General features: G+C 51.0%; 46 protein-coding genes and 1 pseudogene. 7 read left to right on the top strand and 40 right to left on the bottom strand.

Going from position 1 to position 26376, the window contains the following annotated elements; translation table 11 throughout:
• Positions 1-433: 433 nt before the first annotated feature.
• The gene (locus USF70_RS21655; protein WP_210867486.1) at positions 434-988 is read left to right on the top strand and encodes a gamma carbonic anhydrase family protein; all 555 of its coding nucleotides are present in this window, start codon (positions 434-436) and stop codon (positions 986-988) included.
• Here USF70_RS21655 and USF70_RS21650 read toward each other — a convergent pair.
• Genes USF70_RS21650 through dprA form a run of 6 tightly spaced genes read right to left on the bottom strand, consistent with a single transcriptional unit; the run spans position 964 to position 4747 of the window.
• Positions 964-1212, bottom strand: a complete 249-nt coding sequence (locus tag USF70_RS21650; protein ID WP_033146779.1) for a DUF1488 domain-containing protein — start codon at positions 1210-1212, stop codon at positions 964-966. The two genes, USF70_RS21655 and USF70_RS21650, sit on opposite strands and share 25 nt — an antisense overlap.
• A complete protein-coding gene (gene aroE, locus USF70_RS21645) occupies positions 1209-2027 on the bottom strand; it encodes a shikimate dehydrogenase (protein ID WP_033146780.1) in 819 nt (272 codons plus the stop codon). Before aroE ends, USF70_RS21650 begins: the two co-directional genes overlap by 4 nt.
• A gap of 4 nt (positions 2028-2031) precedes the next feature.
• Complete coding sequence (gene tsaC / locus USF70_RS21640) at positions 2032-2604, bottom strand: L-threonylcarbamoyladenylate synthase type 1 TsaC (RefSeq protein ID WP_033146781.1); 573 nt, start codon at positions 2602-2604, stop codon at positions 2032-2034.
• Complete coding sequence (locus tag USF70_RS21635; RefSeq protein WP_232939434.1) at positions 2597-3151, bottom strand: type I DNA topoisomerase; 555 nt, start codon at positions 3149-3151, stop codon at positions 2597-2599. The genes tsaC and USF70_RS21635 overlap by 8 nt, the downstream gene beginning before the upstream one ends.
• Before the next feature lie 26 nt (positions 3152-3177).
• A complete protein-coding gene (gene smg, locus USF70_RS21630) occupies positions 3178-3651 on the bottom strand; it encodes a DUF494 family protein Smg (RefSeq protein ID WP_008503477.1) in 474 nt (157 codons plus the stop codon).
• Positions 3623-4747 carry a DNA-protecting protein DprA gene (dprA, locus tag USF70_RS21625; protein WP_232939432.1) on the bottom strand — a complete coding sequence of 375 codons (1125 nt, stop codon included), beginning with the start codon at positions 4745-4747 and terminating at the stop codon, positions 3623-3625. Before dprA ends, smg begins: the two co-directional genes overlap by 29 nt.
• 127 nt (positions 4748-4874) lie before the next feature.
• On the opposite strand from dprA, the gene def reads away from it, so the two are divergent.
• From def to mscL, 5 genes are all read left to right on the top strand, one after another.
• Complete coding sequence (gene def / locus USF70_RS21620; RefSeq protein ID WP_006812188.1) at positions 4875-5384, top strand: peptide deformylase; 510 nt, start codon at positions 4875-4877, stop codon at positions 5382-5384.
• Positions 5385-5409: 25 nt separating this feature from the next.
• Positions 5410-6357: a methionyl-tRNA formyltransferase gene (fmt, locus tag USF70_RS21615; protein WP_232939430.1), complete on the top strand. Its 948-nt coding sequence runs from the start codon at positions 5410-5412 to the stop codon at positions 6355-6357.
• A 52-nt stretch (positions 6358-6409) separates the two neighbouring features.
• Complete coding sequence (gene rsmB, locus USF70_RS21610; RefSeq protein ID WP_320736002.1) at positions 6410-7696, top strand: 16S rRNA (cytosine(967)-C(5))-methyltransferase RsmB; 1287 nt, start codon at positions 6410-6412, stop codon at positions 7694-7696.
• 22 nt (positions 7697-7718) lie between these two features.
• Positions 7719-9095 (top strand): Trk system potassium transporter TrkA, encoded by a 1377-nt coding sequence (gene trkA / locus USF70_RS21605; protein ID WP_008503482.1) that lies wholly within the window; start codon positions 7719-7721, stop codon positions 9093-9095.
• 146 nt (positions 9096-9241) lie between these two features.
• Positions 9242-9652: a large-conductance mechanosensitive channel protein MscL gene (gene mscL, locus USF70_RS21600; protein WP_023309449.1), complete on the top strand. Its 411-nt coding sequence runs from the start codon at positions 9242-9244 to the stop codon at positions 9650-9652.
• Here mscL and USF70_RS21595 read toward each other — a convergent pair whose 3' ends face one another.
• The 31 genes from USF70_RS21595 to rpsJ all read right to left on the bottom strand — a co-directional run bounded on the left by USF70_RS21595 (position 9653) and on the right by rpsJ (position 24483).
• Complete coding sequence (locus USF70_RS21595; protein ID WP_033146785.1) at positions 9653-9868, bottom strand: alternative ribosome-rescue factor A; 216 nt, start codon at positions 9866-9868, stop codon at positions 9653-9655.
• A 57-nt stretch (positions 9869-9925) separates the two neighbouring features.
• Positions 9926-10351 carry a Zn(2+)-responsive transcriptional regulator gene (zntR, locus tag USF70_RS21590; protein ID WP_029740638.1) on the bottom strand — a complete coding sequence of 142 codons (426 nt, stop codon included), beginning with the start codon at positions 10349-10351 and terminating at the stop codon, positions 9926-9928.
• A 2-nt stretch (positions 10352-10353) separates the two neighbouring features.
• The gene (locus tag USF70_RS21585; protein WP_064673112.1) at positions 10354-10722 is read right to left on the bottom strand and encodes a DUF1992 domain-containing protein; all 369 of its coding nucleotides are present in this window, start codon (positions 10720-10722) and stop codon (positions 10354-10356) included.
• A gap of 107 nt (positions 10723-10829) precedes the next feature.
• A complete protein-coding gene (rplQ, locus tag USF70_RS21580) occupies positions 10830-11213 on the bottom strand; it encodes a 50S ribosomal protein L17 (RefSeq protein WP_001216368.1) in 384 nt (127 codons plus the stop codon).
• Between the two features lie 40 nt (positions 11214-11253).
• A complete protein-coding gene (locus USF70_RS21575; protein ID WP_002919219.1) occupies positions 11254-12243 on the bottom strand; it encodes a DNA-directed RNA polymerase subunit alpha in 990 nt (329 codons plus the stop codon).
• A gap of 25 nt (positions 12244-12268) precedes the next feature.
• On the bottom strand, positions 12269-12889 hold the full coding sequence (rpsD, locus tag USF70_RS21570) for a 30S ribosomal protein S4 (protein ID WP_004868345.1): 621 nt from the start codon (positions 12887-12889) through the stop codon (positions 12269-12271).
• 33 nt (positions 12890-12922) lie between these two features.
• On the bottom strand, positions 12923-13312 hold the full coding sequence (gene rpsK, locus USF70_RS21565) for a 30S ribosomal protein S11 (protein WP_003863312.1): 390 nt from the start codon (positions 13310-13312) through the stop codon (positions 12923-12925).
• Between the two features lie 16 nt (positions 13313-13328).
• Positions 13329-13685, bottom strand: coding sequence for a 30S ribosomal protein S13 (rpsM, locus tag USF70_RS21560; protein ID WP_003863308.1), 357 nt, complete (start codon positions 13683-13685; stop codon positions 13329-13331).
• 146 nt (positions 13686-13831) lie between these two features.
• Positions 13832-13948: a 50S ribosomal protein L36 gene (gene rpmJ, locus USF70_RS21555; RefSeq protein WP_000868187.1), complete on the bottom strand. Its 117-nt coding sequence runs from the start codon at positions 13946-13948 to the stop codon at positions 13832-13834.
• Positions 13949-13979: 31 nt separating this feature from the next.
• A complete protein-coding gene (gene secY / locus USF70_RS21550; RefSeq protein ID WP_003863305.1) occupies positions 13980-15311 on the bottom strand; it encodes a preprotein translocase subunit SecY in 1332 nt (443 codons plus the stop codon).
• A 7-nt stretch (positions 15312-15318) separates the two neighbouring features.
• Entirely contained in the window at positions 15319-15753 is a 435-nt protein-coding gene (rplO, locus tag USF70_RS21545; RefSeq protein ID WP_003863304.1) for a 50S ribosomal protein L15, read from the bottom strand.
• Positions 15754-15756: 3 nt separating this feature from the next.
• Entirely contained in the window at positions 15757-15936 is a 180-nt protein-coding gene (rpmD, locus tag USF70_RS21540) for a 50S ribosomal protein L30 (RefSeq protein WP_003863301.1), read from the bottom strand.
• 6 nt (positions 15937-15942) lie between these two features.
• A complete protein-coding gene (gene rpsE, locus USF70_RS21535) occupies positions 15943-16443 on the bottom strand; it encodes a 30S ribosomal protein S5 (protein WP_003863299.1) in 501 nt (166 codons plus the stop codon).
• A gap of 14 nt (positions 16444-16457) precedes the next feature.
• Positions 16458-16811, bottom strand: coding sequence for a 50S ribosomal protein L18 (gene rplR / locus USF70_RS21530; RefSeq protein WP_003863297.1), 354 nt, complete (start codon positions 16809-16811; stop codon positions 16458-16460).
• 9 nt (positions 16812-16820) lie between these two features.
• Entirely contained in the window at positions 16821-17354 is a 534-nt protein-coding gene (gene rplF / locus USF70_RS21525) for a 50S ribosomal protein L6 (RefSeq protein ID WP_003863296.1), read from the bottom strand.
• 12 nt (positions 17355-17366) lie between these two features.
• Complete coding sequence (gene rpsH / locus USF70_RS21520) at positions 17367-17759, bottom strand: 30S ribosomal protein S8 (protein WP_006178918.1); 393 nt, start codon at positions 17757-17759, stop codon at positions 17367-17369.
• Between the two features lie 30 nt (positions 17760-17789).
• Positions 17790-18095: a 30S ribosomal protein S14 gene (gene rpsN / locus USF70_RS21515; RefSeq protein ID WP_003863291.1), complete on the bottom strand. Its 306-nt coding sequence runs from the start codon at positions 18093-18095 to the stop codon at positions 17790-17792.
• 14 nt (positions 18096-18109) lie between these two features.
• On the bottom strand, positions 18110-18649 hold the full coding sequence (rplE, locus tag USF70_RS21510; RefSeq protein ID WP_001096206.1) for a 50S ribosomal protein L5: 540 nt from the start codon (positions 18647-18649) through the stop codon (positions 18110-18112).
• 14 nt (positions 18650-18663) lie between these two features.
• Entirely contained in the window at positions 18664-18978 is a 315-nt protein-coding gene (gene rplX / locus USF70_RS21505; RefSeq protein ID WP_003863287.1) for a 50S ribosomal protein L24, read from the bottom strand.
• Positions 18979-18988: 10 nt separating this feature from the next.
• Entirely contained in the window at positions 18989-19360 is a 372-nt protein-coding gene (gene rplN / locus USF70_RS21500; RefSeq protein ID WP_002919748.1) for a 50S ribosomal protein L14, read from the bottom strand.
• A gap of 166 nt (positions 19361-19526) precedes the next feature.
• Positions 19527-19781: a 30S ribosomal protein S17 gene (gene rpsQ, locus USF70_RS21495; RefSeq protein WP_008503489.1), complete on the bottom strand. Its 255-nt coding sequence runs from the start codon at positions 19779-19781 to the stop codon at positions 19527-19529.
• Positions 19781-19972, bottom strand: a complete 192-nt coding sequence (gene rpmC, locus USF70_RS21490) for a 50S ribosomal protein L29 (RefSeq protein ID WP_003863282.1) — start codon at positions 19970-19972, stop codon at positions 19781-19783. The genes rpsQ and rpmC overlap by 1 nt, the downstream gene beginning before the upstream one ends.
• The gene (rplP, locus tag USF70_RS21485; RefSeq protein WP_002919759.1) at positions 19972-20382 is read right to left on the bottom strand and encodes a 50S ribosomal protein L16; all 411 of its coding nucleotides are present in this window, start codon (positions 20380-20382) and stop codon (positions 19972-19974) included. The genes rpmC and rplP overlap by 1 nt, the downstream gene beginning before the upstream one ends.
• A 12-nt stretch (positions 20383-20394) precedes the next feature.
• On the bottom strand, positions 20395-21096 hold the full coding sequence (gene rpsC / locus USF70_RS21480) for a 30S ribosomal protein S3 (protein WP_000529945.1): 702 nt from the start codon (positions 21094-21096) through the stop codon (positions 20395-20397).
• A 17-nt stretch (positions 21097-21113) separates the two neighbouring features.
• Positions 21114-21446: a 50S ribosomal protein L22 gene (gene rplV, locus USF70_RS21475; protein WP_002919773.1), complete on the bottom strand. Its 333-nt coding sequence runs from the start codon at positions 21444-21446 to the stop codon at positions 21114-21116.
• 14 nt (positions 21447-21460) lie between these two features.
• A complete protein-coding gene (gene rpsS / locus USF70_RS21470; RefSeq protein WP_001138117.1) occupies positions 21461-21739 on the bottom strand; it encodes a 30S ribosomal protein S19 in 279 nt (92 codons plus the stop codon).
• Between the two features lie 16 nt (positions 21740-21755).
• Positions 21756-22577 carry a 50S ribosomal protein L2 gene (gene rplB, locus USF70_RS21465; protein ID WP_000301859.1) on the bottom strand — a complete coding sequence of 274 codons (822 nt, stop codon included), beginning with the start codon at positions 22575-22577 and terminating at the stop codon, positions 21756-21758.
• Positions 22578-22594: 17 nt separating this feature from the next.
• Positions 22595-22897, bottom strand: a complete 303-nt coding sequence (rplW, locus tag USF70_RS21460) for a 50S ribosomal protein L23 (protein WP_000617546.1) — start codon at positions 22895-22897, stop codon at positions 22595-22597.
• Positions 22894-23499 carry a 50S ribosomal protein L4 gene (rplD, locus tag USF70_RS21455; protein WP_000424395.1) on the bottom strand — a complete coding sequence of 202 codons (606 nt, stop codon included), beginning with the start codon at positions 23497-23499 and terminating at the stop codon, positions 22894-22896. Before rplD ends, rplW begins: the two co-directional genes overlap by 4 nt.
• A gap of 10 nt (positions 23500-23509) precedes the next feature.
• A complete protein-coding gene (gene rplC, locus USF70_RS21450) occupies positions 23510-24139 on the bottom strand; it encodes a 50S ribosomal protein L3 (RefSeq protein WP_006178923.1) in 630 nt (209 codons plus the stop codon).
• Positions 24140-24171: 32 nt separating this feature from the next.
• Positions 24172-24483 (bottom strand): 30S ribosomal protein S10, encoded by a 312-nt coding sequence (gene rpsJ, locus USF70_RS21445; RefSeq protein ID WP_001181005.1) that lies wholly within the window; start codon positions 24481-24483, stop codon positions 24172-24174.
• 380 nt (positions 24484-24863) lie between these two features.
• Between rpsJ and USF70_RS21440 the strand changes: the two genes are divergently transcribed.
• Complete coding sequence (locus tag USF70_RS21440) at positions 24864-25337, top strand: prepilin peptidase (protein ID WP_064673113.1); 474 nt, start codon at positions 24864-24866, stop codon at positions 25335-25337.
• Here the strand turns inward: USF70_RS21440 and bfr are convergent.
• From bfr to tuf, 3 genes and pseudogenes are all read right to left on the bottom strand, one after another.
• Positions 25321-25797 (bottom strand): bacterioferritin, encoded by a 477-nt coding sequence (bfr, locus tag USF70_RS21435; protein ID WP_008503492.1) that lies wholly within the window; start codon positions 25795-25797, stop codon positions 25321-25323. The two genes, USF70_RS21440 and bfr, sit on opposite strands and share 17 nt — an antisense overlap.
• Before the next feature lie 72 nt (positions 25798-25869).
• Entirely contained in the window at positions 25870-26064 is a 195-nt protein-coding gene (gene bfd, locus USF70_RS21430) for a bacterioferritin-associated ferredoxin (protein ID WP_008503493.1), read from the bottom strand.
• Between the two features lie 179 nt (positions 26065-26243).
• Positions 26244-26376: pseudogene (gene tuf / locus USF70_RS21425) on the bottom strand (elongation factor Tu); the annotation flags it as partial.

Below are 26376 nucleotides of genomic sequence, written 5' to 3'. Positions count from 1 at the left end.
ACGTATGTTCACTCAGAGACTTGGTATTCATTTATTGTCCGAAGACATTAAGAATCCATGTCACTTTGAGTGCCCACACAGATTGTCTGATAAATTGTTAAAGAGCAGTGCAACGCGGCTTTCGCTCACCGTTGCGAGGTGGCGTATATTACGCTTTCCTCTTTCAGAGTCAACCCGTTATTTCAGAATTTTTCTCTTCAACCGACCGCGTTGTCTGTGAAGTGATTCACATCCGCCGTGTCGATGGAGGCGCATTATAGGGATCCCATTTTTTAGCACAAGTATTTTTTAGATCTTTTTTTCCGACTGCTGATTTTCCGCGCTTTTCGCTGAAATCCCGCCCGATCTGCTTAAATATTGACGTATTTTGCCTTGCCGCGATCCATTAATATGATCAAAGTCTTCTGTATAGCGCTCATTGTTAGAGGTAGATATGCCCGCAGTATTACGTCCTTATAAAGATCTGTTCCCCCAAAAAGGCGATCGCGTGATGATCGATGCCAGCAGCGTGGTGTTCGGCGATGTCCGAATGGCCGATGATGTCAGCATCTGGCCCCTCGTCGCCATCAGGGGAGATGTTAACTATGTGTCGATTGGCGCCCGTACCAATATTCAGGACGGCAGCGTTCTGCATGTCACGCACAAATCCTCCTATAACCCGGACGGTAATCCCCTCATCATTGGAGAAGAGGTTACCGTCGGCCATAAGGTGATGCTTCACGGCTGCACTATCGGGAATCGCGTACTTGTTGGCATGGGGTCGATTTTGCTGGATGGCGTCATAGTAGAAGATGACGTAATGATTGGTGCCGGTAGCCTGGTCCCGCAGAACAAACGGCTGGAGAGTGGCTATCTCTATCTGGGAAGCCCGGTAAAACAGATCCGCCCCCTGAAGGAGGCGGAGATCGAAGGATTAAAATACTCGGCGAACAACTACGTTAACTGGAAGAATGACTATTTGGATCAGGACAACCAAACCCAGCCCTGATCGTCTTCCTGCTGTTCGCGGATTAAATCGCTGGCTTCCTCTTCCAGATCCCAGCGATTTTCACAAAATATCGCTATCGGGTCTGAACCGCCAAAACGGCGCAACAGCGTCTCCCCATGAATGGCACAGGTAAGTTGCATCCCCTGCACCAGCACCGGAAAACAGACCGCTTGTTTAGTCTCATCCCAGTTCTCTCTGTCCGGGAAATGGATAGCCTGGTTCACGCCGAAAGCTCCTGCTTTAACTTTTCAATGACAGGTTCGACCGCAGGCAACACGCCATGCCAGAGCAGCACCGCATGCGCGGCCTGACCCACCAGCATTCCCAGTCCATCGGCTAACTGCTTCGCGCCGTGTTGTTCACACCAGTTAAGGAAAGGCGTTTTCCCTTTCTGATAAAACATGTCATAGAAGTACATATGCGCGCTGACCAGAGAAGCAGGAATTAACGGGATCTCGCCATTGATGCCGCTGGACGTGGCATTGATGACAAGATCGAACTCACGATCGGCAAGATCGTCAAGCGCTACCGCGCTCACGCTGCCGGTATGCTCAAACAACGCCGCCAGCGCTTCCGCGCGGGAAAAGGTTCTGTTGGTAATGGTCACCGCACAGTCCAGTGAAAGCAGAGGCAACAGTACTCCCCGCGATGCGCCACCCGCACCAATCAGCAGGACCCGAAACCCGGGCTTAATAAACGACAGTCGTTCCAGATCGCTAAGTAAACCAATTCCGTCGGTGTTGTCACCCAAAAGGCGCCCATCCTCAAGCCGTTTTAGGGTATTGACTGCACCAGCCAGTGAAGCGCGCTCGGTCAGTTCATCCGCACGTTCAAAGGCTTCCTCTTTAAAAGGAACCGTCACATTCGCGCCTTTACCGCCCGCGGCGAAAAAAGCCTCCAGCGTTGGAATAAATGCATCCACCGGGGCCAGTACGCGACCATAGGGATGATTTATCTGCAGCTGCTTCGCAAATTGCTGATGAATCAACGGTGACTTGCTGTGTGCTATCGGATTACCAAAAACAGCATAGGTTTCCATGAGATTACCCCTGGCGAAAACGTTCGCCGGTCAAGGCGTCGCGAATTTCAGACGGATTCAGGCGCCCTCCCGTTTCACCGACAGCGACTGGGAAGTCATTCCCGAACTGCGCCAGTACTTCTTCGGTTGTCCGACAAGGTGGCAATCCGGTCAGGTTGGCGCTAGTTGAGACCAGCGGTTTACCAAATGCCAGGCAAAGTTCAACCACCAGCGGATGGTCAGTTACGCGAACGGCGAGGGAATCAAAACGTCCGGTTAACCAGCGAGGCGTAGTCGGCTGCGCCGGGAAAACGAAGGTTACCGGGCCAGGCCACGCGGAGAAGATAGTCTCGCGCTGCGCCGGCGTCAGCATGGAGTCATCGATATAGGGTTTAAGCTGCTCATAATTCGCAGCGATCAAAATCAGCCCTTTCTCGACGGGTCTTTGTTTTAAGGCAAGCAGTCGGCTTACGGCCGTCTCGCTGTCAGGATCGCAACCGACTCCAAAAACAGCTTCAGTTGGATAGGCGATGACTTCTTCTTTTTTCAGTACGTCCACAGCATGCGCAATGGAGCCTGATGGCAGGTTATTATTCACTATTTTGATCCGCCGTAACCGGCTTTCCACATTGTTTACTGGCGCAGAAGCGTTTCATGCCTTGCGCGGTTTTCTTCTCTATAAGTAGCGGATAATTGCAATGAGGGCAGGTTCCCGCTACCGGTTTAAAATTGATAACGAACTGGCATTCAGGGTAGCGATCGCACGAATGGAAAGTCTTACCATAACGGGAACGGCGCTGTACCAACTGACCTCGCTGACACTGAGGGCACGCAATTGCCGTTTCATCAGGCTTATCAATTTGTTCCGTATGCTCACATTCCGGGTAGCGGCTACATCCAATAAACATGCCGAATCGCCCCTGCCGCAGGGCTAATTTACCACCGCAGAGTGGGCAATACTGACCCTCCAGAATTTTAACGATATGTCCATCCGCCTGGCTTTTCAGGGGACGGACATAATCACATTCCGGATAGTGTGAACAACCGAGAAACGGGCCGTGTTTCCCGGACCGAATAACAAGTTCAGCCCCGCACTGCGGGCAGGGCTCGTTTTTATGCACCGTGAATAGTGCTGATTTGGCCATAACAACTCTTGGTGCTGCACATTGAATTAGTGCAGCATACCTTCATTCACTTCAAAGAGTAATTCTTCCATTTGCTGATAGGCATTTTCACAGCCCGGGATATTAAACAGAACCATCAGGATCACCCACTTGAGATCTTCCAGTTCAAATTCTGCTGTATCCAGCGCCATGACGCGCTCTATCACCATTTCTCTCGTTTCGAGGTTCAGCACCTGAATCTGCTCAAGGAATAAGATGAACCCCCGGCAGCTGGCGTCCAGCCTTTCACACTCTTCCGCTGTATAAATGCGTACTGACAATGGGTCAGAAGCAAGCTGCATCGGTTCGGCGAGGCCTTCCTGATAATCAGCCAGTTTTTCCAGCCACATCAACGCATTATAGATATCTTCCCGCTCAAACCCCGCATCGGTAAGATCCTGTGTCAATTTGTCCTGATCCACTCGCATTTCTGCTTCGTTATGGATGTAAGTCTCAAACAAATACATCAGTACGTCGAACATGGCATGCCCTCCTTAATCGGACATAGCCGCCGGGTACAGCTGCGATCCACCCTGCTAACTCCAGTTCGAGTAGCTGTGCTACCGTTACTGGCACAGGTTGGCCGGCACGTTCAGCGACAACGTCAACAGGTGTTACCTCATCTCCTACGTTAGCCAGGAGCTTGGGAAATGGCAATGCCACCTTTCCCTGATCTGATGAATATTGTCGCTTTTCGGGATCTTCCTGCAGCCATTGCAACCCATATTGCAAATTTTCAAGAATATCTCCTACTTCCGTTACCGGCGTTGCCCCTTGCTTAATCAGCCAGTGGGGCCCCTCGCATCCGGGATTACCTATCGGTCCAGGCAAGGCGAAGACTTCTCTTCCCTGTTCGAGCGCGCATCGCGCCGTGACCAGCGAACCGCTTCGGCGCGCCGCTTCAACCACCAGCACACCTTTGCTGAGCCCGCTGATAATCCGATTCCGACGCGGAAAGTTTGCCGGCCTGGGCTGTGCGGAAAGCGGAAACTCAGACACTATCGCGCCGTCAGATTCAATAAGCCGCATCGCCAGTGCCTGATGCCGGCGCGGATAAATGCTAAAAAGACCGTTCCCCAGCACCGCTACACTTCGTCCCTTAACTGACAGCGCCGCGCTGTGGGCTACGCCGTCAATACCGCAGGCCAGCCCGCTGGTGATCGTGAAACCGCTTTGAGACAGTTCTTCGCACAGGATTTTTCCCCATCGCTCGCCGTACCATGACGGCGCACGACTACCTACCACCGCCAGCTGAATGGTATTAAGCGCCTCAGGATTACCTTTTATGAATAACGCCCCGGGATAATCAGGGATCGTACGGAGCAAAGGGGGATATAGGGGATGGTTGGGCGTTAATAAATGATGTCCCGGCTGCTCAAGCCACACAAGGCTACGTTCCAGCTCGCTCTCATCGAGTGCAAAGAACCGTTCAGCCTGCTTTGCTGTCAGCCCGGCCTCTCTGGCGACGAGCACGTTGAGGTGTTCCAGCTTCTGCAGTCGCGCAGCCGCTTCCAGCATTACATCACCACACAGAGACCCAGTGTGTACTAGCCGTAGCCATATCTCGGTAGACGTCATCCTTTCCCCTGCCATAAGCGGCCTCCGCAATCATTGCGATTGGTCACTGATGCTGTCAATCGATGGGGGATTTGTCTAGAATAGAGGGAGTATTCTTATCAACTCCTGAACACGACTCTGGAAATTTATGGCAGTTTTGCAAGTGTTACATATTCCGGACGAGCGCCTTCGCATCGTCGCTGAACCGGTCAAAGAAGTGAATGCAGAAATCCAGCGTATCGTTGATGATATGTTCGATACCATGTACGCCGAAGAAGGTATTGGCCTGGCGGCGACGCAGGTGGATATTCATAAGCGTATTATCGTGATTGATGTTTCCGAAAATCGCGATGAGCGTCTGGTGCTGATCAACCCTGAGCTGCTCGAAAAGAGTGGCGAAACCGGTATTGAGGAAGGCTGTCTGTCCATTCCTGAACAGCGCGCTTTAGTACCGCGTGCCGAAAAGGTGAAAATTCGCGCTCTGGATCGTGACGGTAACCCGTTCGAACTGGAAGCAGACGACCTGCTGGCGATTTGTATTCAGCATGAGATGGACCACCTGGTCGGTAAACTGTTTATCGATTATCTCTCGCCGCTCAAGCAGCAGCGTATTCGTCAAAAAGTAGAGAAACTGGATCGTTTGCGTTCTCGCGCATAACGTCCCCCCGGATACAAGGATCATCGTGTCTAAAACACTACGTATTATCTTCGCGGGAACCCCTGATTTTGCAGCGCGTCATCTTGACGCGCTGTTATCGTCTGGTCACCAGGTTGTTGGCGTCTTTACCCAGCCCGACCGTCCTGCTGGTCGCGGCAAAAAACTGATGCCGAGCCCGGTAAAGGTGCTGGCAGAAGAGCATGGGCTACCCGTATTCCAGCCCGCATCGTTGCGCCCACAGGAAAATCAGCAGCTGGTTGCTGACCTGAATGCCGACGTAATGGTGGTGGTAGCTTACGGTTTAATTCTGCCAAAAGCTGTGCTTGATATGCCCCGCCTGGGTTGCATCAACGTGCATGGGTCTCTGCTCCCGCGCTGGCGTGGTGCTGCACCAATCCAGCGCTCGCTGTGGGCTGGTGATGCCGAAACGGGCGTTACTATCATGAAGATGGACGTAGGTTTAGACACAGGCGATATGCTGTATAAACTGGCGTGCCCCATAACGTCAGACGATACCAGCGCTACGCTGTATGACAAACTGGCAGACCTTGGCCCACAAGGGCTTATCGAGACGCTCCAGCAGCTTGCAGACAATACGGCGAAACCGGAAGTTCAGGATGACGCGCTGGTGACTTATGCCGAAAAACTGAGCAAAGAAGAAGCGCGTATCGACTGGTCCCTGTCAGCCGCGCAGCTTGAACGCTACATTCGCGCTTTTAATCCGTGGCCGATGAGCTGGATGGAGATTGATGAGCAGCCGGTGAAAGTCTGGAAAGCCTCCGTCATTAGCGGTACTACCACGGCTGAACCCGGTACGATTATTGACGCCAACAAGAACGGAATTCAGGTGGCGACTGGGCAAGGGATCCTGAATCTTGAATCGCTACAACCGGCCGGCAAGAAGGCCATGAGCGCTCAGGATCTGTTAAATTCCCGTCGCGAATGGTTTATTCCGGGCAATCGTCTTGCCTGAGCAAATCTATCCTTAAGGCCCGGTGTTTCCGGGCATTTTTATTTTTACGGTTATGAAAAAACAAAATCTACGCAGTATGGCGGCTCAGGCCGTTGAGCAGGTTATCGAGCAGGGACAGTCCTTAAGTAACGTCCTGCCTCCCCTGCAACAAAAAGTCTCTGATAAAGACAAAGCCTTGCTTCAGGAGCTCTGCTTTGGCGTTCTGCGCACGCTTTCTCAGCTTGAGTGGCTGATTAACAAGCTGATGTCACGCCCAATGACAGGCAAGCAGCGCACCGTACACTATTTGATTATTGTGGGTTTTTATCAGCTTCTTCATACCCGCATCCCACCTCATGCCGCGCTGGCTGAGACGGTTGAAGGCGCCGTTGCGATTAAACGCCCTCAGCTGAAAGGTCTGATCAACGGCGTACTGCGTCAGTTCCAGAGACAGCAGGAAGAGCTTCTGGCTGAATTTACCCAAAGCGAAGCACGTTTTCTGCACCCGGACTGGCTGTTGAGGCGCCTGAAAAAAGCTTATCCACAGCAGTGGCAGGAGATTGCCGATGCCAACAACCAGCGCCCGCCAATGTGGCTACGCGTGAATCGTAATCACCACACTCGTGACGCATGGCTGGCATTACTTGAAGAAGCTGGAATGAGTGGATTCCCGCATCAAGCCTATCCGGATGCTGTACGTCTGGCCTCACCGGCACCGGTACATGCATTACCCGGTTTTGATGAAGGCTGGGTAACCGTACAGGATGCCTCGGCTCAGGGTTGCATGACCTGGCTTGAACCCAAAAATGGTGAGCAGATCCTCGATCTGTGCGCCGCGCCTGGGGGCAAAACGACGCATATTCTTGAAGTGGCTCCGCAGGCCAGCGTGATGGCAGTGGACGTCGATGAACAGCGTCTCTCACGCGTCTACGACAACCTCAAGCGTCTCGGCATGAAGGCTCAGGTTAAGCAGGGCGATGGACGCAAACCCGCAGAATGGTGTGGTGAAACCCAGTTCGATCGCATTTTGCTGGATGCTCCCTGCTCTGCAACCGGTGTTATTCGTCGTCATCCTGACATCAAGTGGCTACGCCGCGATCGTGATATTAAGGAACTTGCCCAACTGCAATCCGACATTCTCGACGCCATTTGGCCGCATCTTAAGCCTGGTGGAACGCTGGTCTATGCAACCTGCTCCGTGCTGCCGGAAGAAAACAGCCAGCAAATCGCGGCCTTCCTTAAACGTACCCCGGACGCCGCGCTGCGCGATACGGGAACGCCTGAATCCCCGGGTCTGCAGAACCTGCCGGGTGCTGAAGAGGGCGATGGCTTCTTTTACGCTAAGCTAATCAAAGAGTGATGTTGAGAACAGGTCACGAGATATGAAGATTATCATTCTGGGTGCAGGACAGGTGGGCGGAACGCTGGCGGAAAACCTGGTTGGCGAAAACAACGACATCACAATTGTTGATACCAACGGCGATCGTCTGCGTGTCTTACAGGACAAGTTTGACCTGCGCGTGGTGCAGGGTCATGGTTCGCACCCACGCGTTCTTCGTGAGGCGGGCGCCGACGATGCCGACATGCTGGTTGCGGTAACCAGTTCGGACGAAACCAATATGGTGGCCTGTCAGGTGGCCTACTCGCTTTTCAACACGCCAAACCGAATTGCGCGCATTCGCTCTCCGGACTATGTTCGCGATGCTGAAAAACTGTTTAATTCCGAAGCGGTCCCCATTGACCACCTCATCGCGCCAGAACAGCTGGTTATCGACAATATCTATCGCCTGATCGAATATCCGGGCGCCCTGCAGGTAGTGAACTTTGCCGAGGGCAAAGTGAGCCTGGCAGTAGTTAAGGCCTATTACGGCGGACCATTGATCGGCAATGCGCTTTCCACCATGCGCGAGCATATGCCGCATATCGATACGCGCGTCGCAGCGATTTTCCGTCACGACAGGCCAATTCGCCCGCAAGGTTCAACGATTGTCGAAGCCGGTGATGAGGTCTTCTTTATTGCGGCCTCACAGCATATTCGTGCGGTGATGAGTGAACTTCAGCGTCTCGAAAAACCCTATAAACGCATTATGCTGGTCGGCGGCGGCAATATCGGTGCCGGTCTGGCACATCGGCTGGAAAAAGATTACAGCGTGAAGTTGATCGAGCGCGATCAACAGCGTGCTGCTGAACTGGCGGAAAAACTGCAAAATACGATTGTATTTTATGGTGATGCGTCTGATCAGGAGTTGCTGGCTGAAGAGCATATTGATCAGGTTGATCTCTTTATTGCCGTCACCAACGACGACGAGGCGAATATAATGTCCGCCATGCTCGCGAAGCGCATGGGGGCAAAAAAAGTCATGGTGCTTATTCAGCGCAAGGCGTATGTCGATCTGGTTCAGGGCAGCGTTATTGATATTGCTATTTCCCCTCAGCAGGCGACAATTTCCGCGCTCCTGAGCCATGTTCGTAAAGCGGATATTGTCGGTGTGTCATCGCTTCGCCGTGGCGTAGCGGAAGCTATTGAAGCCGTTGCTCATGGAGATGAAACGACGTCGCGCGTCGTCGGCCGTTCGATCGACGAAATTAAACTGCCGCCAGGCACGATTATCGGCGCCGTTGTGCGCGGGAATGATGTCATGATTGCCAATGATAATTTACGAATTGAGCAAGGCGATCACGTTATTATGTTCCTTACCGATAAAAAGTTTATTACCGACGTCGAACGTTTATTCCAGCCAAGTCCATTCTTCCTTTAAAGAATTGGGTGCTCGAGTAAGAGCACCCTTACTTTATCCTTTCCATTTCTGTGCCTTTTATTTTTCATAATGTTTAATTATCCCGAATGGCAATTGGCTAATCATTTGTTAAACTTAAACTCGTCAGCTGGCACAAGGAGAGAACAATGAGTTTTATTAAAGAATTTCGCGAATTTGCGATGCGCGGGAACGTGGTAGATTTAGCAGTGGGTGTCATTATTGGTGCGGCATTCGGCAAGATTGTTTCATCATTAGTGGCCGACATTATCATGCCACCTTTAGGGTTGTTAATCGGCGGCATTGATTTCAAACAGTTCGCTTTCACGCTGCGTGAAGCGCAGGGTGATGTTCCGGCAGTAGTGATGCACTACGGCGTATTTATTCAGAACGTATTTGATTTTGTGATTGTCGCGTTTGCCATATTTATGGCCATCAAGCTGATCAACAGGCTCAACCGTAAAAAAGAAGAGCCGGCTGCAGCACCTGCGCCAACGAAAGAAGAAGTGCTGTTGAGTGAGATCCGCGATCTGTTAAAAGAGCAAAATAACCGCGTCTAATCAACAGATAAAAGCAGGAAGGCCAGTGGTAAATAAGCGATTCGCTTGCTTGCCACTGGCCTCCCAGTTACCCCGTTTTTCATGTTTGTCTTTACGCAGATAACTTCCTTTCCCTTTTTTATTCTTCTCAACGCGCTGCCTGAATAACGGGTCGTGAAGTAACGCCTCAATGGCATTGTCCCTAATTTGTCCTTTCGTGTGCTGATAGCGGCTCATAATGTCTCCAGAGCAGGGTTTATGACGAAGCGAGTCTAGACCCGGTTGAACTAAAAATCAACAGCCCTGCGTTTCTCCACTCGCTCCCTGTTCAAGGGCTTCGAGAATTGAACAGTAAATGCTGCTGTGGGCCGTACCGCAGCAGGCATCATTAAGCCTTTGCAGAGAGCGCTGCATGGTTTGCAGTTCCTGTATACGCGCTTCAACTTCATCCAGCCGGGCCTGCACGATGCTTTTAGATTCCTGGCAGGTGTGATGTTCCGGATCGATGCGGATCGATAATAACTCACGGATCGAATCCAGTGTAAAACCGAGCTGACGCGCATAACGAATAAACCGCAGGCGCTGCAGATCGTTATCGGTATAAAGGCGAAAGCCTCCTTCAGTCCGAACTTCATGATCGATCATCTGCTGCTTTTCGTAATATCGGATGGTATCCGGCGTGACGTTCGCAAGCTTCGCAAGTTCACCGATACGGTACATAACTACTCCTCGTTTATTTTCTGCATCAATCTTTCACCGTATTCACCGCGCAGAAAATCAGTGTTCATACCAGCCTGGCGCAGCTTGAGTTCAAGCAGGGCGAGGCGGCGGCTAAGTTCAGAATGTCGTGGATCGTCATAGCGGATCCCTTTGAGAAGATCGGCCAGTTCAACAGCCTCTCTGCGCTGTTCGAGCTCCGGGGGGAGACAGCCCGCATTTTTCAGTAAACGGTAACCAGCCCGTAGTTCAGGCGCGATGTGCGAGTCATCGTCAAGCGCAAGGCGTTCGCCGCTCCCCGGGAGATCGTCGAATTCACCTTTTTTTTGGGCATCGCGAATATGACGTTCTGCCCACTGGTCGAGCAACCACATTACCAGCTCCAGGAGATGAACAGAATTGATACAGACATTGTAGAGAAGTGGGGATATCGCGGATATAAAAAAACCCGCCGGAGCGGGTTTTTTTACGTTACTGCAGATTACTCTGCAGCAGCTTCTGCTTTCTCTGAACGATCAACCAGCTCGATGTAAGCCATCGGCGCGTTGTCGCCTGCACGGAAACCACACTTCAGAATGCGAGTGTAACCACCGGCACGGCTCGCGAAACGCGGGCCCAGTTCGTTAAACAGTTTTGCCACGATCTCGTTATCACGAGTACGGGCGAATGCCAGACGACGATTAGCAACGCTGTCAGTCTTGGCAAGAGTAATCAGCGGCTCAACTACGCGACGCAGCTCTTTCGCTTTAGGCAGGGTCGTCTTGATGATCTCATGACGAACCAGTGAACCTGCCATGTTGCGGAACATAGCCTGGCGATGGCTGCTGTTGCGGTTCAGTTGACGACCACTCTTACGATGGCGCATGACCTTATCCTTCTCAGTAAAACCTTAACCTGTGATCCGGTTACTCGTCAGCAATGCTTGCTGGTGGCCAGTTTTCCAGGCGCATGCCCAGAGACAGACCACGTGAAGCCAGCACGTCTTTAATCTCGGTAAGAGATTTTTTACCCAGGTTCGGCGTTTTCAGCAACTCAACCTCGGTACGCTGTACCAGATCACCGATATAGTGGATAGCTTCTGCCTTGAGGCAGTTAGCAGAGCGGACAGTCAATTCGAGATCGTCAACAGGGCGCAGCAGGATCGGATCGAATTCTGGTTTCTCTTCTTTCACTTCCGGCTGACGTACATCACGTAAGTCAACGAAAGCTTCCAGTTGTTCTGCCAGGATGGTCGCCGCACGACGAATCGCCTCTTCAGGATCGATTGTGCCGTTGGTTTCCATTTCGATGACCAGCTTGTCCAGGTCGGTACGCTGTTCTACACGCGCTGCTTCAACATTGTAGGCAATACGCTCTACAGGGCTGTAGCATGCGTCGACCAGCAGACGGCCGATTGGGCGCTCATCTTCTTCCGAATGAATTCGGGCAGAAGCCGGCACATAACCACGACCGCGCTGAACTTTGATACGCATGCTAATAGCTGCGTTCTCATCGGTCAGGTGGCAGATCACGTGCTGCGGCTTGACGATTTCAACATCACCGTCGTGGGTGATGTCGGCTGCAGTCACAGGGCCAATGCCAGATTTATTCAGAGTAAGAATAACTTCATCTTTACCCTGAACTCTCACCGCCAGCCCTTTCAGGTTGAGCAGGATTTCAAGGATATCTTCCTGAACGCCTTCTTTGGTGCTGTACTCATGAAGTACACCATCAATCTCAACCTCGGTCACCGCGCAACCCGGCATCGATGAGAGCAGAATACGGCGCAGTGCGTTACCCAGAGTATGGCCAAAGCCACGCTCTAAAGGCTCAAGGGTCACCTTGGCGTGCGTCGAACTCACTTGCTCGATATCTACCAGGCGCGGTTTTAGAAACTCTGTCACAGAACCCTGCATTGTGTCCTCTCTTTGGTACTAAGCTTTACTTGGAGTAAAGCTCGACGATCAGGTGTTCGTTAATGTCCGCAGACAGATCAGAACGTTCTGGCTGACGCTTGAACGTACCTTCCATCTTGCCAGCATCAACTTCCAGCCAGGTTGGCTTTTCACGCTGCTCAGCCAGCTCCAGAGCGGCCTTCACGCGAGATTGCTTTTTCGCTTTCTCACGAATGCTAACAACGTCATTCGCTTTAACCTGATAAGAAGCGATGTTAACAACACGACCGTTTACCATGATTGCTTTGTGGCTAACCAGCTGACGTGATTCAGCACGAGTAGCGCCGAAGCCCATACGGTATACAACGTTGTCCAGACGACCTTCCAGCAGAGCCAGCAGGTTTTCACCTGTGTTGCCTTTCAGACGTGCTGCTTCTTTATAGTAGTTACGGAACTGACGCTCCAGCACACCGTACATACGGCGAACTTTTTGCTTTTCACGCAACTGCACACCATAGTCAGACAGACGCGGTTTACGCGCACCGTGCTGGCCAGGAGCTTGTTCAATTTTACACTTGGTATCGATCGCGCGAACGCCAGACTTAAGGAATAAGTCGGTGCCCTCACGACGGCTCAGCTTGAGCTTAGGACCCAAATATCTTGCCATTTTCTATCTCCAACTAACCTAAAAAACGGAGCGTTATACGCGACGTTTTTTCGGCGGACGACAACCGTTATGAGGGATCGGAGTCACATCAGTAATATTCGTGATGCGGAAACCAGCGGCGTTCAGAGCGCGAACAGTAGATTCACGACCCGGACCCGGACCTTTAACCATAACTTCCAGATTCTTGATGCCGTATTCTTTTACGGCTTCTGCGCAACGCTCTGCTGCAACCTGAGCTGCGAACGGAGTGGATTTGCGAGAACCACGGAAACCGGAACCACCGGCTGTTGCCCAACCCAATGCGTTACCCTGACGATCAGTAATAGTAACGATGGTGTTGTTGAAAGAAGCATGGATATGAGCCACGCCGTCAGAGACTTGTTTTCTTACACGTTTACGTGCACGAACTGGTGCCTTTGCCATTATTCAATCACCCCGATTATTTCTTGATCGGTTTGCGCGGACCCTTACGGGTACGTGCGTTGGTCTTAGTACGCTGACCGCGCACTGGCAGACCACGACGATGACGCAAACCGCGATAGCAACCAAGATCCATCAGGCGCTTGATGCTCATGCTGATTTCACGGCGCAGATCACCTTCAACGACAAATTTGGCAACTTCGTCACGCAGCGTGTCGATTTGTTCTTCAGACAGCTCACTGATCTTAACATCTTCAGCGATACCCGCTGCAGCCAGAATGGCTTTAGAACGGGTCTTGCCGACGCCGTAGATCGAAGTTAATGCGATCACAGCATGTTTCTGATCAGGAATGTTAATGCCTGCTATACGGGCCACTATGCACTCCTACTATTTAATATGTACGCACCATGCTGAAAAGCCCGTTTTCAGGATACTCAAATGGAAACGTACAGACATACAAAAGATTGGCTGGCTAATCTAGCCAGCTCAACCCAACTTTGCAAGAAAAATATGCGAAATAATCAGCCTTGGCGCTGTTTATGCTTCGGCTCGGCACTGCAAATCACACGGATGACACCATCACGCTTAACGATTTTGCAGTTACGGCATAATTTCTTGACGGAAGCACGAACTTTCATTTTTACTCTCCGTAACTTCTCAGGCGACCATTTAGCGGCCGTAGCCTTTCAGGTTCGCCTTCTTCAATGCAGACTCGTACTGACTGGACATCATCAGAGTTTGCACTTGAGCCATAAAGTCCATAATCACGACAACAACGATAAGCAGTGAGGTCCCACCGAAGTAGAACGGTACTTTCATTGCATCACGCATGAACTCCGGGATCAGGCAGATAAAAGTAATATAAAGCGCACCAACCAAAGTCAGGCGAGTCATTACTTTATCGATATACTTCGCCGTTTGCTCTCCCGGACGAATTCCTGGTACAAATGCACCGGACTTCTTCAGGTTATCTGCTGTTTCACGCGGGTTGAAGACCAACGCCGTGTAGAAGAAACAGAAGAAGATGATCGCAGACGCATAGAGTAACACATAAAGTGGTTGCCCAGGCTGCAAATACAGCGAAATTGTTGTCAGCCAGTTCCAACCAGTACCGCCCCCGAACCATGACGCGATGGTCGCCGGGAACAGAATAATACTGGAAGCGAAGATAGCCGGGATAACCCCCGCCATGTTCACTTTCAGCGGTAAATGTGTGCTCTGTGCAGCATAGACACGACGACCTTGCTGACGTTTAGCGTAGTTCACCACAATGCGGCGTTGACCACGTTCAACGAAGACAACAAAGAACGTCACTGCAAATACTAATACTGCAACCAACAGCAACAGGAGGAAGTGCAGGTCGCCTTGACGCGCTTGCTCGATAGTATGGGCGATGGCTGGCGGGAGGCCCGCAACAATACCGGCGAAGATAATGATAGAGATACCGTTACCGATACCACGCTCAGTAATCTGTTCGCCGAGCCACATCAGGAACATAGTCCCTGTGACCAGACTTACAACAGCGGTGAAGTAGAATGCAAAGCCCGGGTTTAACACCAGGCCCTGCATACCAGGCATATTCGGCAGACCGGTAGCAATACCGATCGACTGGAATATTGCCAGCACCAGAGTACCGTAACGGGTGTACTGACTAATCTTACGACGTCCAGACTCCCCTTCTTTCTTCAACTCTGCCAGGGCCGGATGAACGACCGTCAGCAGCTGGATAATAATAGATGCCGAAATGTACGGCATAATACCCAATGCAAAGATAGAAGCACGGCTGAGGGCACCACCAGAGAACATGTTGAACATTTCAATGATGGTGCCTCGCTGTTGCTCAAGCAGTTTGGCAAGTACAGCGGCATCGATACCAGGGATCGGAATAAAAGAGCCAATACGGAACACAATCAGCGCGCCGATAACAAACAGCAGTCTGCGTTTCAGCTCGCCAAATCCACCTTTGGCACTTTGAAAATCTAATCCCGGTTGCTTAGCCATCTGCTACTTATTCCTCAATTTTACCGCCAGCAGCTTCGATAGCAGCACGAGCACCTTTAGTAACACGCAGGCCACGAACAGTTACCGGAGTAGAAACTTCACCAGCCAGGATCACTTTCGCGAACTCGATCTGGATACCGATAATGTTTGCTGCTTTCAGCGTGTTCAGGTCTACAACGCCGCCTTCAACTTTCGCCAGGTCAGACAGACGGATTTCCGCTGTGATCGCTGCTTTGCGAGAGGTGAAGCCGAACTTCGGCAGACGACGGTACAGTGGCATCTGGCCACCCTCGAAACCGCGACGTACGCCACCGCCAGAACGAGAGTTCTGACCTTTGTGACCACGACCACCGGTTTTGCCGAGGCCAGAACCGATACCACGACCCAGGCGTTTACCCGCCTTTTTAGAGCCTTCGGCCGGAGACAGAGTATTTAAACGCATCTCTTACTCCTCAACTTTAACCATGAAGTAAACCGCGTTGACCATACCACGAACAGCGGGAGTATCCTCGCGCTCAACGGTATGACCAATACGACGCAGACCCAGGCCAAGCAGCGTTGCCTTGTGTTTCGGCAGACGACCGATTGCACTGCGGGTTTGAGTGATTTTAATAGTCTTTGCCATGGTCAATTACCCCAGAATTTCTTCAACGGATTTACCACGCTTGGCAGCGACCATTTCTGGAGAATTCATATTTTCCAGGCCATCAATAGTTGCACGAACCACGTTGATCGGGTTGGTGGAACCATATGCTTTGGCCAGAACGTTATGAACCCCAGCAACTTCCAGAACGGCGCGCATTGCACCACCGGCGATGATACCGGTACCTTCTGAAGCTGGCTGCATGAATACACGAGAACCCGTGTGAACACCTTTAACTGGGTGTTGCAGGGTACCGTTGTTCAGCGCGACGTTAATCATATTGCGACGGGCTTTTTCCATCGCTTTCTGGATCGCTGCTGGAACTTCACGCGCTTTACCGTAACCAAAACCAACGCGACCGTTACCATCGCCTACTACAGTCAGAGCTGTGAAGGAGAAAATACGACCACCTTTAACGGTTTTAGATACGCGGTTTACCGCGATCAGCTTTTCCTGCAGTTCGCCAGCCTGTTTTTCGATGTGAGCCATCTTACACCTCTACCTTAGAACTGAAGGCCAGCTTCACGGGCAGCATCTGCCAGTGCCTGGACACGACCATGATATTGGAACCCGGAACGGTCAAAGGAAACATTGCTGATGCCTTTTTCCAGAGCGCGTTCAGCAACAGCTTTACCTACAGCTGCAGCGGCGTCTTTGTTACCGGTGTACTTCAATTGTTCTGAGATAGCTTTTTCTACAGTAGAAGCAGCTACCAGAACTTCAGAACCGTTCGGTGCAATTACCTGTGCGTAAATATGACGCGGGGTACGATGTACCACCAGGCGAGTTGCACCCAGCTCTTTGAGCTTGCGGCGTGCGCGGGTCGCACGACGGATACGAGCAGATTTCTTATCCATAGTGTTACCTTACTTCTTCTTAGCCTCTTTGGTACGCACGACTTCGTCGGCGTAACGAACACCCTTGCCTTTGTAAGGCTCAGGACGACGGTAGGCGCGCAGATCTGCTGCAACCTGACCGATCAGCTGTTTATCAGCGCCTTTCAGCACGATTTCAGTTTGAGTCGGACATTCTGCAGTGATACCGGCCGGCAGCGGATGCTCAACAGGGTGTGAGAAGCCCAGAGACAGGCCTACTGCATTCCCTTTGATAGCTGCACGATAACCTACACCAACCAGCTGAAGCTTTTTAGTGAAGCCTTCGGTAACACCAACAACCATTGAGTTCAGCAGGGCACGCGCGGTACCAGCCTGAGCCCATCCATCCACGAAACCATCACGTGGACCGAAGGTCAGAGCGTTATCTGCATGTTTAACTTCAACAGCTTTGTTGAGGGTACGAGTCAGCTCGCCGTTTTTACCTTTGATCGTAATAACCTGACCGTCGATTTTTACATCAACGCCGGCAGGAATAACGACCGGTGCTTTAGCAACACGAGACATTCTTTCCTCCGATTAGGCTACGTAGCAGATAATTTCGCCACCAAGACCAGCCTGGCGCGCTGCACGATCAGTCATAACACCTTTAGAGGTAGAAACAACTGCGATACCAAGACCAGCCATAACTTTTGGCAGCTCATCTTTTTTCTTATAGATGCGCAGGCCTGGGCGGCTGACACGCTGAATGCTTTCTACAACAGCTTTACCCTGGAAATACTTAAGAGTAAGTTCCAGTTCCGGCTTGGTGTCGCCTTCAACTTTAAAATCTTCGATAAAACCTTCTTCCTTCAGCACGTTGGCAATTGCCACTTTCAGCTTGGCGGAAGGCATGGTGACCGCAACTTTGTTCGCGGCCTGACCGTTACGGATACGGGTCAGCATATCCGCGATCGGATCTTGCATGCTCATCTGTCTTTACTCCCGTGATTCAATTGGTAATTACCAGCTAGCCTTTTTCAAGCCTGGCACTTCACCGCGCATGGCGGCTTCACGCAGTTTGATACGGCTCAACCCAAACTTGCCCACATAACCATGTGGACGACCTGTTTGACGACAGCGGTTACGCTGACGAGACGGGCTGGAATCACGCGGCAGAGACTGCAGCTTGAGAACCGCATTCCAACGATCTTCGTCGGAAGCGTTCACATCAGAAATGATCGCTTTCAGTTCAGCGCGTTTAGCGAAGAATTTATCAGCTAAAGCTACGCGCTTTACTTCGCGTGCTTTCATTGATTGCTTAGCCATTCAGTAACCCTACCTTACTTGCGGAACGGGAAGTCAAAGGCAGCCAGCAGAGCACGGCCTTCTTCGTCAGATTTCGCAGTAGTGGTAATGGTAATATCCAAACCACGCACGCGGTCGACTTTATCGTAGTCGATTTCTGGGAAGATGATCTGCTCACGGACACCCATGCTGTAGTTACCACGACCGTCGAAAGACTTAGCGGACAAGCCACGGAAGTCACGGATACGTGGAACAGCAATAGTGATCAGGCGCTCAAAGAACTCCCACATGCGTTCGCCACGCAGAGTTACTTTACAGCCGATCGGATAGCCCTGACGGATTTTGAAGCCTGCAACAGATTTGCGTGCTTTGGTGATCAGCGGTTTTTGACCGGAGATTGCTGTCAGGTCAGCTGCTGCGTTATCCAGCAGTTTCTTGTCAGCGATCGCTTCACCAACACCCATGTTCAGGGTGATCTTCTCGACCCGAGGGACTTGCATGACAGAATTGTAGTTAAACTCAGTCATGAGTTTGTTAACTACTTCGTCTTTGTAGTAATCATGCAGTTTCGCCATCGTACTACTCCAAATTACTTGATAGTTTCGCTGTTAGACTTGAAGAAACGGACTTTTTTGCCGTCTTCGAATCTAAAGCCTACACGGTCAGCCTTGCCGGTAGCCGCATTGAAGATTGCAACGTTAGAAACCTGAATAGCAGCTTCTTTTTCAACGATGCCACCTGGTTGGTTCAGGGCCGGAACCGGCTTCTGATGTTTCTTAACCAGGTTGATACCTTCAACGACAAGTTTGCCGGAAGACAGAACATTTTTTACTTTACCGCGTTTACCTTTATCTTTACCGGTTAACACGATAACTTCGTCATCACGACGGATTTTCGCTGCCATGATTCGCTCCTTAGAGTACTTCTGGTGCCAGAGAGATAATTTTCATGAACTTCTCAGTACGAAGTTCACGAGTTACCGGCCCAAAGATACGCGTGCCGATAGGCTGCTCGCTGTTATTGTTTAAAATAACGCATGCATTACCATCGAAGCGAATGACAGAACCGTCAGGGCGACGAACACCCTTCTTGGTGCGCACCACTACCGCCTTCAGCACATCACCTTTTTTGACCTTACCACGTGGAATTGCTTCCTTGATGGTGATCTTGATGATGTCGCCTACGCCTGCGTAGCGACGGTGCGAGCCACCCAGAACCTTGATACACATTACGCGACGTGCACCGGAGTTGTCGGCGACGTTCAGCATAGTCTGTTCTTGGATCATTTTAGTGCTCCGCTAATGTCAACTACTACCTGAGACTCTAAAATCAGAGCCGTTAAAAAGCCCCATATCGAGGGCGCGGCATTATAACACCGCTTCTGCAATATGGGTAGAAAAAATAAACGGCTCATCGCTGAGCCGTTTATTCGTATTGAGAAGGCGTACTGTATTACAGAACCGCTTTCTCTACAACGCGAACCAGCGTCCAGGACTTAGTCTTGGACAGTGGACGGCATTCACGGATTTCAACCTTGTCGCCGATACCACATTCGTTGTTCTCGTCATGTACGTGCAGTTTGGTCGTACGCTTGATGAATTTACCGTAGATCGGGTGTTTCACAATACGTTCGATAGCTACAACAATGGATTTCTCCATTTTGTCGCTAACAACACGACCTTGCAGAGTACGGATTTTATCGGTCATTACGCACCCGCCTTCTGAGTCAGTAAAGTCTTAACGCGTGCAACATTGCGACGCACTTGCTTCAGCAGGTGAGTCTGTTGCAGCTGGCCACTTGCAGCCTGCATACGCAGGTTGAACTGCTCACGCAGCAGGTTCAGCAGCTCAGCGTTCAGCTCTTCAACGCTTTTTTCACGCAGCTCTTTTGCTTTCATTACATCACCGTCTTAGTTACAAAGGTGGTTTTGATAGGCAGTTTCGCTGCTGCCAGGCCGAAGGCTTCACGGGCCAGCTCTTCCGGAACACCGTCCATTTCATAAAGGACTTTGCCCGGTTGGATCAAGGCAACCCAGTACTCCACGTTACCTTTACCTTTACCCATACGAACTTCCAGTGGCTTCTCGGTGATCGGTTTGTCCGGGAATACACGGATCCAGATCTTACCTTGACGCTTAACTGCACGGGTCATTGCACGACGTGCTGCTTCGATCTGACGTGCAGTCAGACGACCACGGCCAACAGCTTTCAGACCGAAAGTGCCGAAGCTAACATCCGTACCCTGCGCCAGACCACGGTTGCGGCCTTTGTGCACTTTACGGAATTTTGTACGCTTTGGTTGTAACATCAGCGACGCTCCTTATTTACGGCCTTTACGCTGCTGCTTTTTAGGTTGAGCAGCCGGTTTTTCCGGTTGTTCAACAGCAGCCATACCACCCAGGATCTCACCTTTGAAGATCCATACCTTAACGCCGATTACACCGTAAGTGGTGTGCGCTTCAGAGGTGTTGTAGTCGATGTCAGCACGCAGAGTGTGCAGCGGTACGCGACCTTCACGGTACCATTCGGTACGTGCGATTTCCGCGCCGCCCAGACGGCCGCTAACTTCAACTTTAATACCTTTAGCGCCCAGACGCATTGCGTTCTGTACAGCACGCTTCATAGCACGACGGAACATAACGCGACGTTCCAGCTGTGAAGTGATGCTGTCAGCAACCAATTTAGCGTCCAGTTCAGGCTTACGAACTTCAGCGATATTGATCTGTGCAGGAACGCCAGCGATATCCGCTACGACCTTGCGCAGTTTTTCTACGTCTTCGCCTTTCTTACCGATAACGATGCCAGGACGAGCAGTGTGAATAGTCACACGGATGCTCTTCGCTGGACGCTCGATAACGATACGAGATACAGACGCTTTAGCCAGTTCCTTAGTCAGGTACTGACGTACTTTAAAATCGCTGTCCAGGTTGTCAGCGAATTCTTTGGTGTTCGCAAACCAGGTAGAGTTCCATGGTTTTACAATACCCAGGCGAATACCATTAGGATGTACTTTCTGACCCATTGCTAGTCTCCAGAGTCTCAGCGATCGGACACAACCACAGTAATGTGGCTGGTGCGCTTCAGGATGCGATCTGCACGACCTTTCGCACGCGGCATAATGCGCTTCATGCTTGGGCCTTCATCTACGAAAATTTTCGCGACTTTCAGATCGTCGATGTCAGCGCCATCGTTGTGTTCAGCGTTAGCAATGGCAGATTCCAGTACTTTCTTGACCAATACCGCAGCTTTCTTGTTGGTATAGGTCAGGATGTCCAGGGCCTGCGACACTTTCTTACCGCGAATCAGGTCAGCAACAAGGCGAACCTTCTGAGCAGAAGAACGAGCATGGCGATGTTGAGCTAAAGTTTCCATCTCTTCCTCCTACCTTATTTCTTCTTCGCTTTTTTATCAGCAGCGTGGCCGCGATAAGTACGAGTCGGTGCGAATTCACCCAGTTTGTGACCAACCATTTCGTCGGTAACAAAGACTGGAACGTGCTGACGACCATTATGGACAGCGATGGTCAAACCGATCATGTTAGGAAAGATCGTTGAACGACGGGACCAAGTGCGCAGGGGCTTCTTGTCTCCGCTTTCCACCGCTTTCTCTACCTTCTTCAGCAAGTGCAGGTCAATAAAAGGACCTTTCTTGAGAGAACGTGGCATGGCTTATCCTCTAAAATTATTTGCTACGGCGACGTACGATAAATTTATCAGTACGCTTGTTGCTGCGGGTCTTCTTACCTTTGGTCTGAACGCCCCACGGAGTTACCGGGTGCTTACCAAAGTTACGACCTTCACCACCACCATGTGGGTGGTCGACTGGGTTCATCGCAGTACCGCGAACGGTAGGACGAACACCACGCCAGCGTGCAGCACCTGCTTTACCCAGAACGCGCAGCATATGCTCAGCATTGCCAACTTCGCCCAGAGTAGCGCGGCAGTCTGCTTCGACTTTACGCATTTCACCAGAACGCAGACGCAGGGTGACATAAGCACCATCACGAGCAACGATCTGAACGTAAGTACCAGCGGAACGTGCCAGCTGACCGCCTTTACCTGGTTTCATTTCTACGTTATGAACGGTAGAACCAACCGGGATATTGCGCATCGGCAGGGTGTTGCCTGCTTTGATTGCAGCATCAACGCCAGACTGAATCTGGTCGCCAGCTTTCAGGCCTTTAGGGGCCAGGATGTAACGGCGTTCGCCGTCTTTGTACAGAACCAGCGCGATGTTCGCGGAACGGTTCGGATCGTACTCAAGACGTTCAACAACTGCTGGGATACCGTCTTTGTTGCGTTTGAAGTCAACAATACGATAAGCCTGCTTGTGGCCACCACCGATGTGACGAGTGGTGATACGGCCATTGTTGTTACGACCACCGGATTTGCTGTTTTTTTCCAGCAACGGAGCAAAAGGTTTGCCCTTGTGCAGCTCAGGGTTAACCACTTTAACTACGTGGCGACGACCCGGAGATGTCGGTTTACATTTAACAACTGCCATTGTATTACTCCTCCGACTTACTCAGCGCCGCCAACGAAGTCCAGATTCTGGCCTTCTTTCAGGGTGACGTAAGCTTTTTTCCAGTCGCTACGACGACCGATACGCTGTCCGTGACGTTTAACTTTCCCTTTAACTACCAGGGTGTTAACGACTTCGACTTCGACTTCAAACAGTTTCTGCACAGCAGCTTTGATCTCTGCTTTGGTCGCGTCTTTAGCAACTTTGAGAACGATGGTGTTTGTTTTTTCCATCGCAGTAGACGCTTTTTCAGAAACGTGCGGTGCGCGAAGCACCTTCAGCAGACGTTCTTCACGAATCATGCCAGCATCTCCTCAACTTGCTTAACAGCATCAGCAGTCATTACGACTTTGTCGAAGGCGATCAGGCTAACCGGGTCGATACCAGTCGCATCGCGTACGTCAACCTTGTGCAGGTTACGTGCGGCCAGGAACAGGTTCTCGTCCAGCTCACCGGTGATGATCAGCACATCTTCCAGAGCCATGTCTTTCAGTTTCTGTGCCAGCAGCTTAGTTTTAGGCGCTTCAACAGAGAACTTCTCGACAACGATCAGACGATCCTGACGTACCAGTTCGGACAGGATGCTTTTCAGCGCGCCGCGGTACATCTTTTTGTTAACTTTTTGACTGTGGTCCTGTGGACGCGCAGCGAAGGTCACGCCACCTGAACGCCAGATCGGGCTCTTGATAGAACCTGAACGCGCACGGCCGGTACCTTTCTGGCGCCATGGCTTTTTGCCAGAACCAGTTACTTCAGCACGAGTCTTCTGAGCACGAGTACCCTGACGAGCACCAGCTGCATAAGCAACAACAACCTGGTGAACCAGCGCTTCGTTGAAATCACGACCGAAGGTAGTTTCGGAAACAGTCAGCGCGCTCTGCGCGTCTTTCAATACTAATTCCATTGCTATCCCCTTACGCCTTCACAGCTGGTTTAACGATCAGGTCGCTACCGGTTGCACCCGGAACTGCACCTTTAACCAGCAGCAGGTTGCGCTCAGCGTCAACACGTACTACGTCCAGGCTCTGAACGGTCACACGTTCGTTACCCAGCTGACCTGCCATTTTCTTGCCTTTGAACACTTTGCCCGGAGTCTGGTTCTGACCGATAGAACCCGGAACGCGGTGAGACAAGGAGTTACCGTGGGTAGCGTCCTGGGTACGGAAGTTCCAGCGCTTAACGGTACCAGCAAAACCTTTACCTTTAGAGGTACCGGTTACGTCAACTTTTTTAACGTCAGCAAACAGCTCAACGCTAATGTCCTGACCTACGGTGAACTCTTCGCCTTCAGCAAGACGGAATTCCCACAGACCACGGCCAGCTTCTACGCCAGCTTTAGCGAAGTGACCCGCTTCTGGTTTGGTTACACGGTTAGCTTTTTTAGCACCAGTGGTCACCTGAACAGCGCGGTAGCCATCGTTAGCCAGATCTTTAACCTGGGTAACGCGGTTTGCTTCAACTTCGATTACGGTTACTGGGATTGAAACGCCATCTTCAGTGAAGATGCGGGTCATGCCCACTTTTTTACCGACTAAACCAATCATTGTATCAACCTCTCAATCGCTCGATGACCTGATTAACCCAGGCTGATCTGCACGTCTACACCGGCAGCCAGATCCAGACGCATCAGAGCATCAACGGTTTTCTCAGTTGGCTCAACGATGTCAACCAGACGCTTGTGAGTGCGGATTTCGTACTGATCACGCGCGTCTTTGTTGACGTGCGGAGAGATCAGAACGGTGAAGCGCTCTTTGCGGGTCGGCAGCGGGATCGGACCACGGACTTGCGCACCAGTGCGCTTAGCAGTCTCGACGATTTCCGCGGTTGATTGATCGATCAGACGATGATCAAACGCTTTAAGGCGGATACGGATTCTTTGGTTCTGCATGAGACCAGAGCTCCAATTATTTTATAAACGAAAATGATTACTCCTCAAACCCATTACGATTGATGGGAGAGTGTAACCGTTCTTACGTAGCTCCCCAATTGGGAGCATTGTTGAGTAACAAAATGAGCTACTCTGGTTCTGATTGAACCCGCCGTCAATTACGACAAGCCCGCGCATTATACGTAAATCTGGACAAGACGCAAGTGGCGTTTAGAAATTAAGCGCCAGAGGCGCAGTATGCGTAAGGGCGCGCAACTTTTTACGCAATGTATCCCTTCTCAAAACTTTGTCTCGAGCCCCTACGCAAGTGTCGTTTTTATAGATTGCCGACCAGGTCGATTATAGCGAGGATGCGCTCAAACCCTTTTGAGGCCTTTTCCATGTTAACCACCCTCCCCTTTTTGCTGGTCTATTTTTCGCTGACTGCCTTTCTCGTCCGTGCAGATATTCGCTACGGACTGCTTCCGGATAAGTTTCTCTGCCCGCTGCTCTGGGCGGGCCTGCTCTTTCAGCTCTGCGTCCAACCTGATTTTCTGCCAAGTGCAGTGGTGGGAGCGATGGCTGGATATGTCGGCTTTGCCGTTATTTACTGGGGATATCGGTTTATCTGCCGGCGTGAAGGGATGGGATACGGCGATGTAAAATACCTGGCGGCGCTTGGTGCGTGGCATGGCTGGTGCATGCTGCCTACGCTGGCGTTACTCGCTGCGCTTATGGCGCTACTTAGCATTCTTGTGTTTTCGTTACTCACCGGCGATAAGGGAGCATTAAAAAACCCACTGCCTTTTGGGCCATTTCTGGCAGCAGCGGGTTTATGCGTAGGCTGGAAGACGGTGGTTACTCTTCCACTTTAATCTGCGACTGAAGGTAGTTCTGCAGACCGATTTTAGCAATCAGATCCAGCTCCGTTTCCAGCCAATCAATATGACCTTCTTCATCGGCCAGGATCTGGATCATCATATCGCGACTAACGTAGTCATGTACGCTGTCGGCATAGGCAATGGCTTCACGGAGATCTTTGGCGCCTTCAAGTTCCAGCCTGAGGTCGGAACGCAGCATCTCTTCGACATCTTCTCCGATGCCCAGCTTTCCAAGATCCTGCAGGTTTGGAATGCCTTCAAGGAATAAAATACGCTCGATATATTTATCAGCGTGCTTCATTTCATCGATCGATTCATGGTACTCAACGTCGTTCAGACGTTTAAGCCCCCAGTTTTTGAACATTCTCGCGTGAAGAAAGTACTGGTTAATTGCGACAAGCTCATTTCCCAATAATTTATTGAGATAACTTATGATTTTAACATCACCTTTCATTATATAGTCCCTCCGCTTCCACTCATTGAAGCGTAGATCGGGCTACAGGGATGTCAAAAAAAAGATGGGCGCTTACGCGATCTCTTTGTATTCCGGGATCTGCATCAATTCGTCCTGCATGATCTCTCGCGCAGCACGTACACATTTACCGCATTGATTTCCCACCGGAACAAATTTGCGTAGCTGCTGAAATGACTGAGGCTGAAACTGACGAACGGCCTGACGTATTTTCTTGTCGCTTACACCATTACATAAACAAACGTACATAGAGACTCCCGTTCAAATTATGCGCAAAGTGTAAGTGAGAATGGTTATGATTACAATAGCACAAACGCCACAATACGGGGCGGGAACAGGCAAAAAATGCGAAATTTTGTGACAGTAACTGAGCGGCAGAAAACAAAAAAGGACGCCGAAGCGTCCTTTTTTTATTCGGGGATAATTAATTAGCCCAGAACTTTAGCAACAACGCCCGCGCCAACGGTACGGCCGCCTTCACGGATTGCGAAACGCAGACCGTCGTCCATCGCGATTGGGTGGATCAGAGTCACAACCATCTTGATGTTGTCGCCTGGCATT

Source organism: Enterobacter sp. 237C8 (genome assembly GCF_034106865.1).
GTDB lineage: Bacteria > Pseudomonadota > Gammaproteobacteria > Enterobacterales > Enterobacteriaceae > Enterobacter > Enterobacter asburiae_B.
Note: the sequence above shows the minus strand (reverse complement) of the source record. Positions and strands in the feature narration are given on the sequence as shown.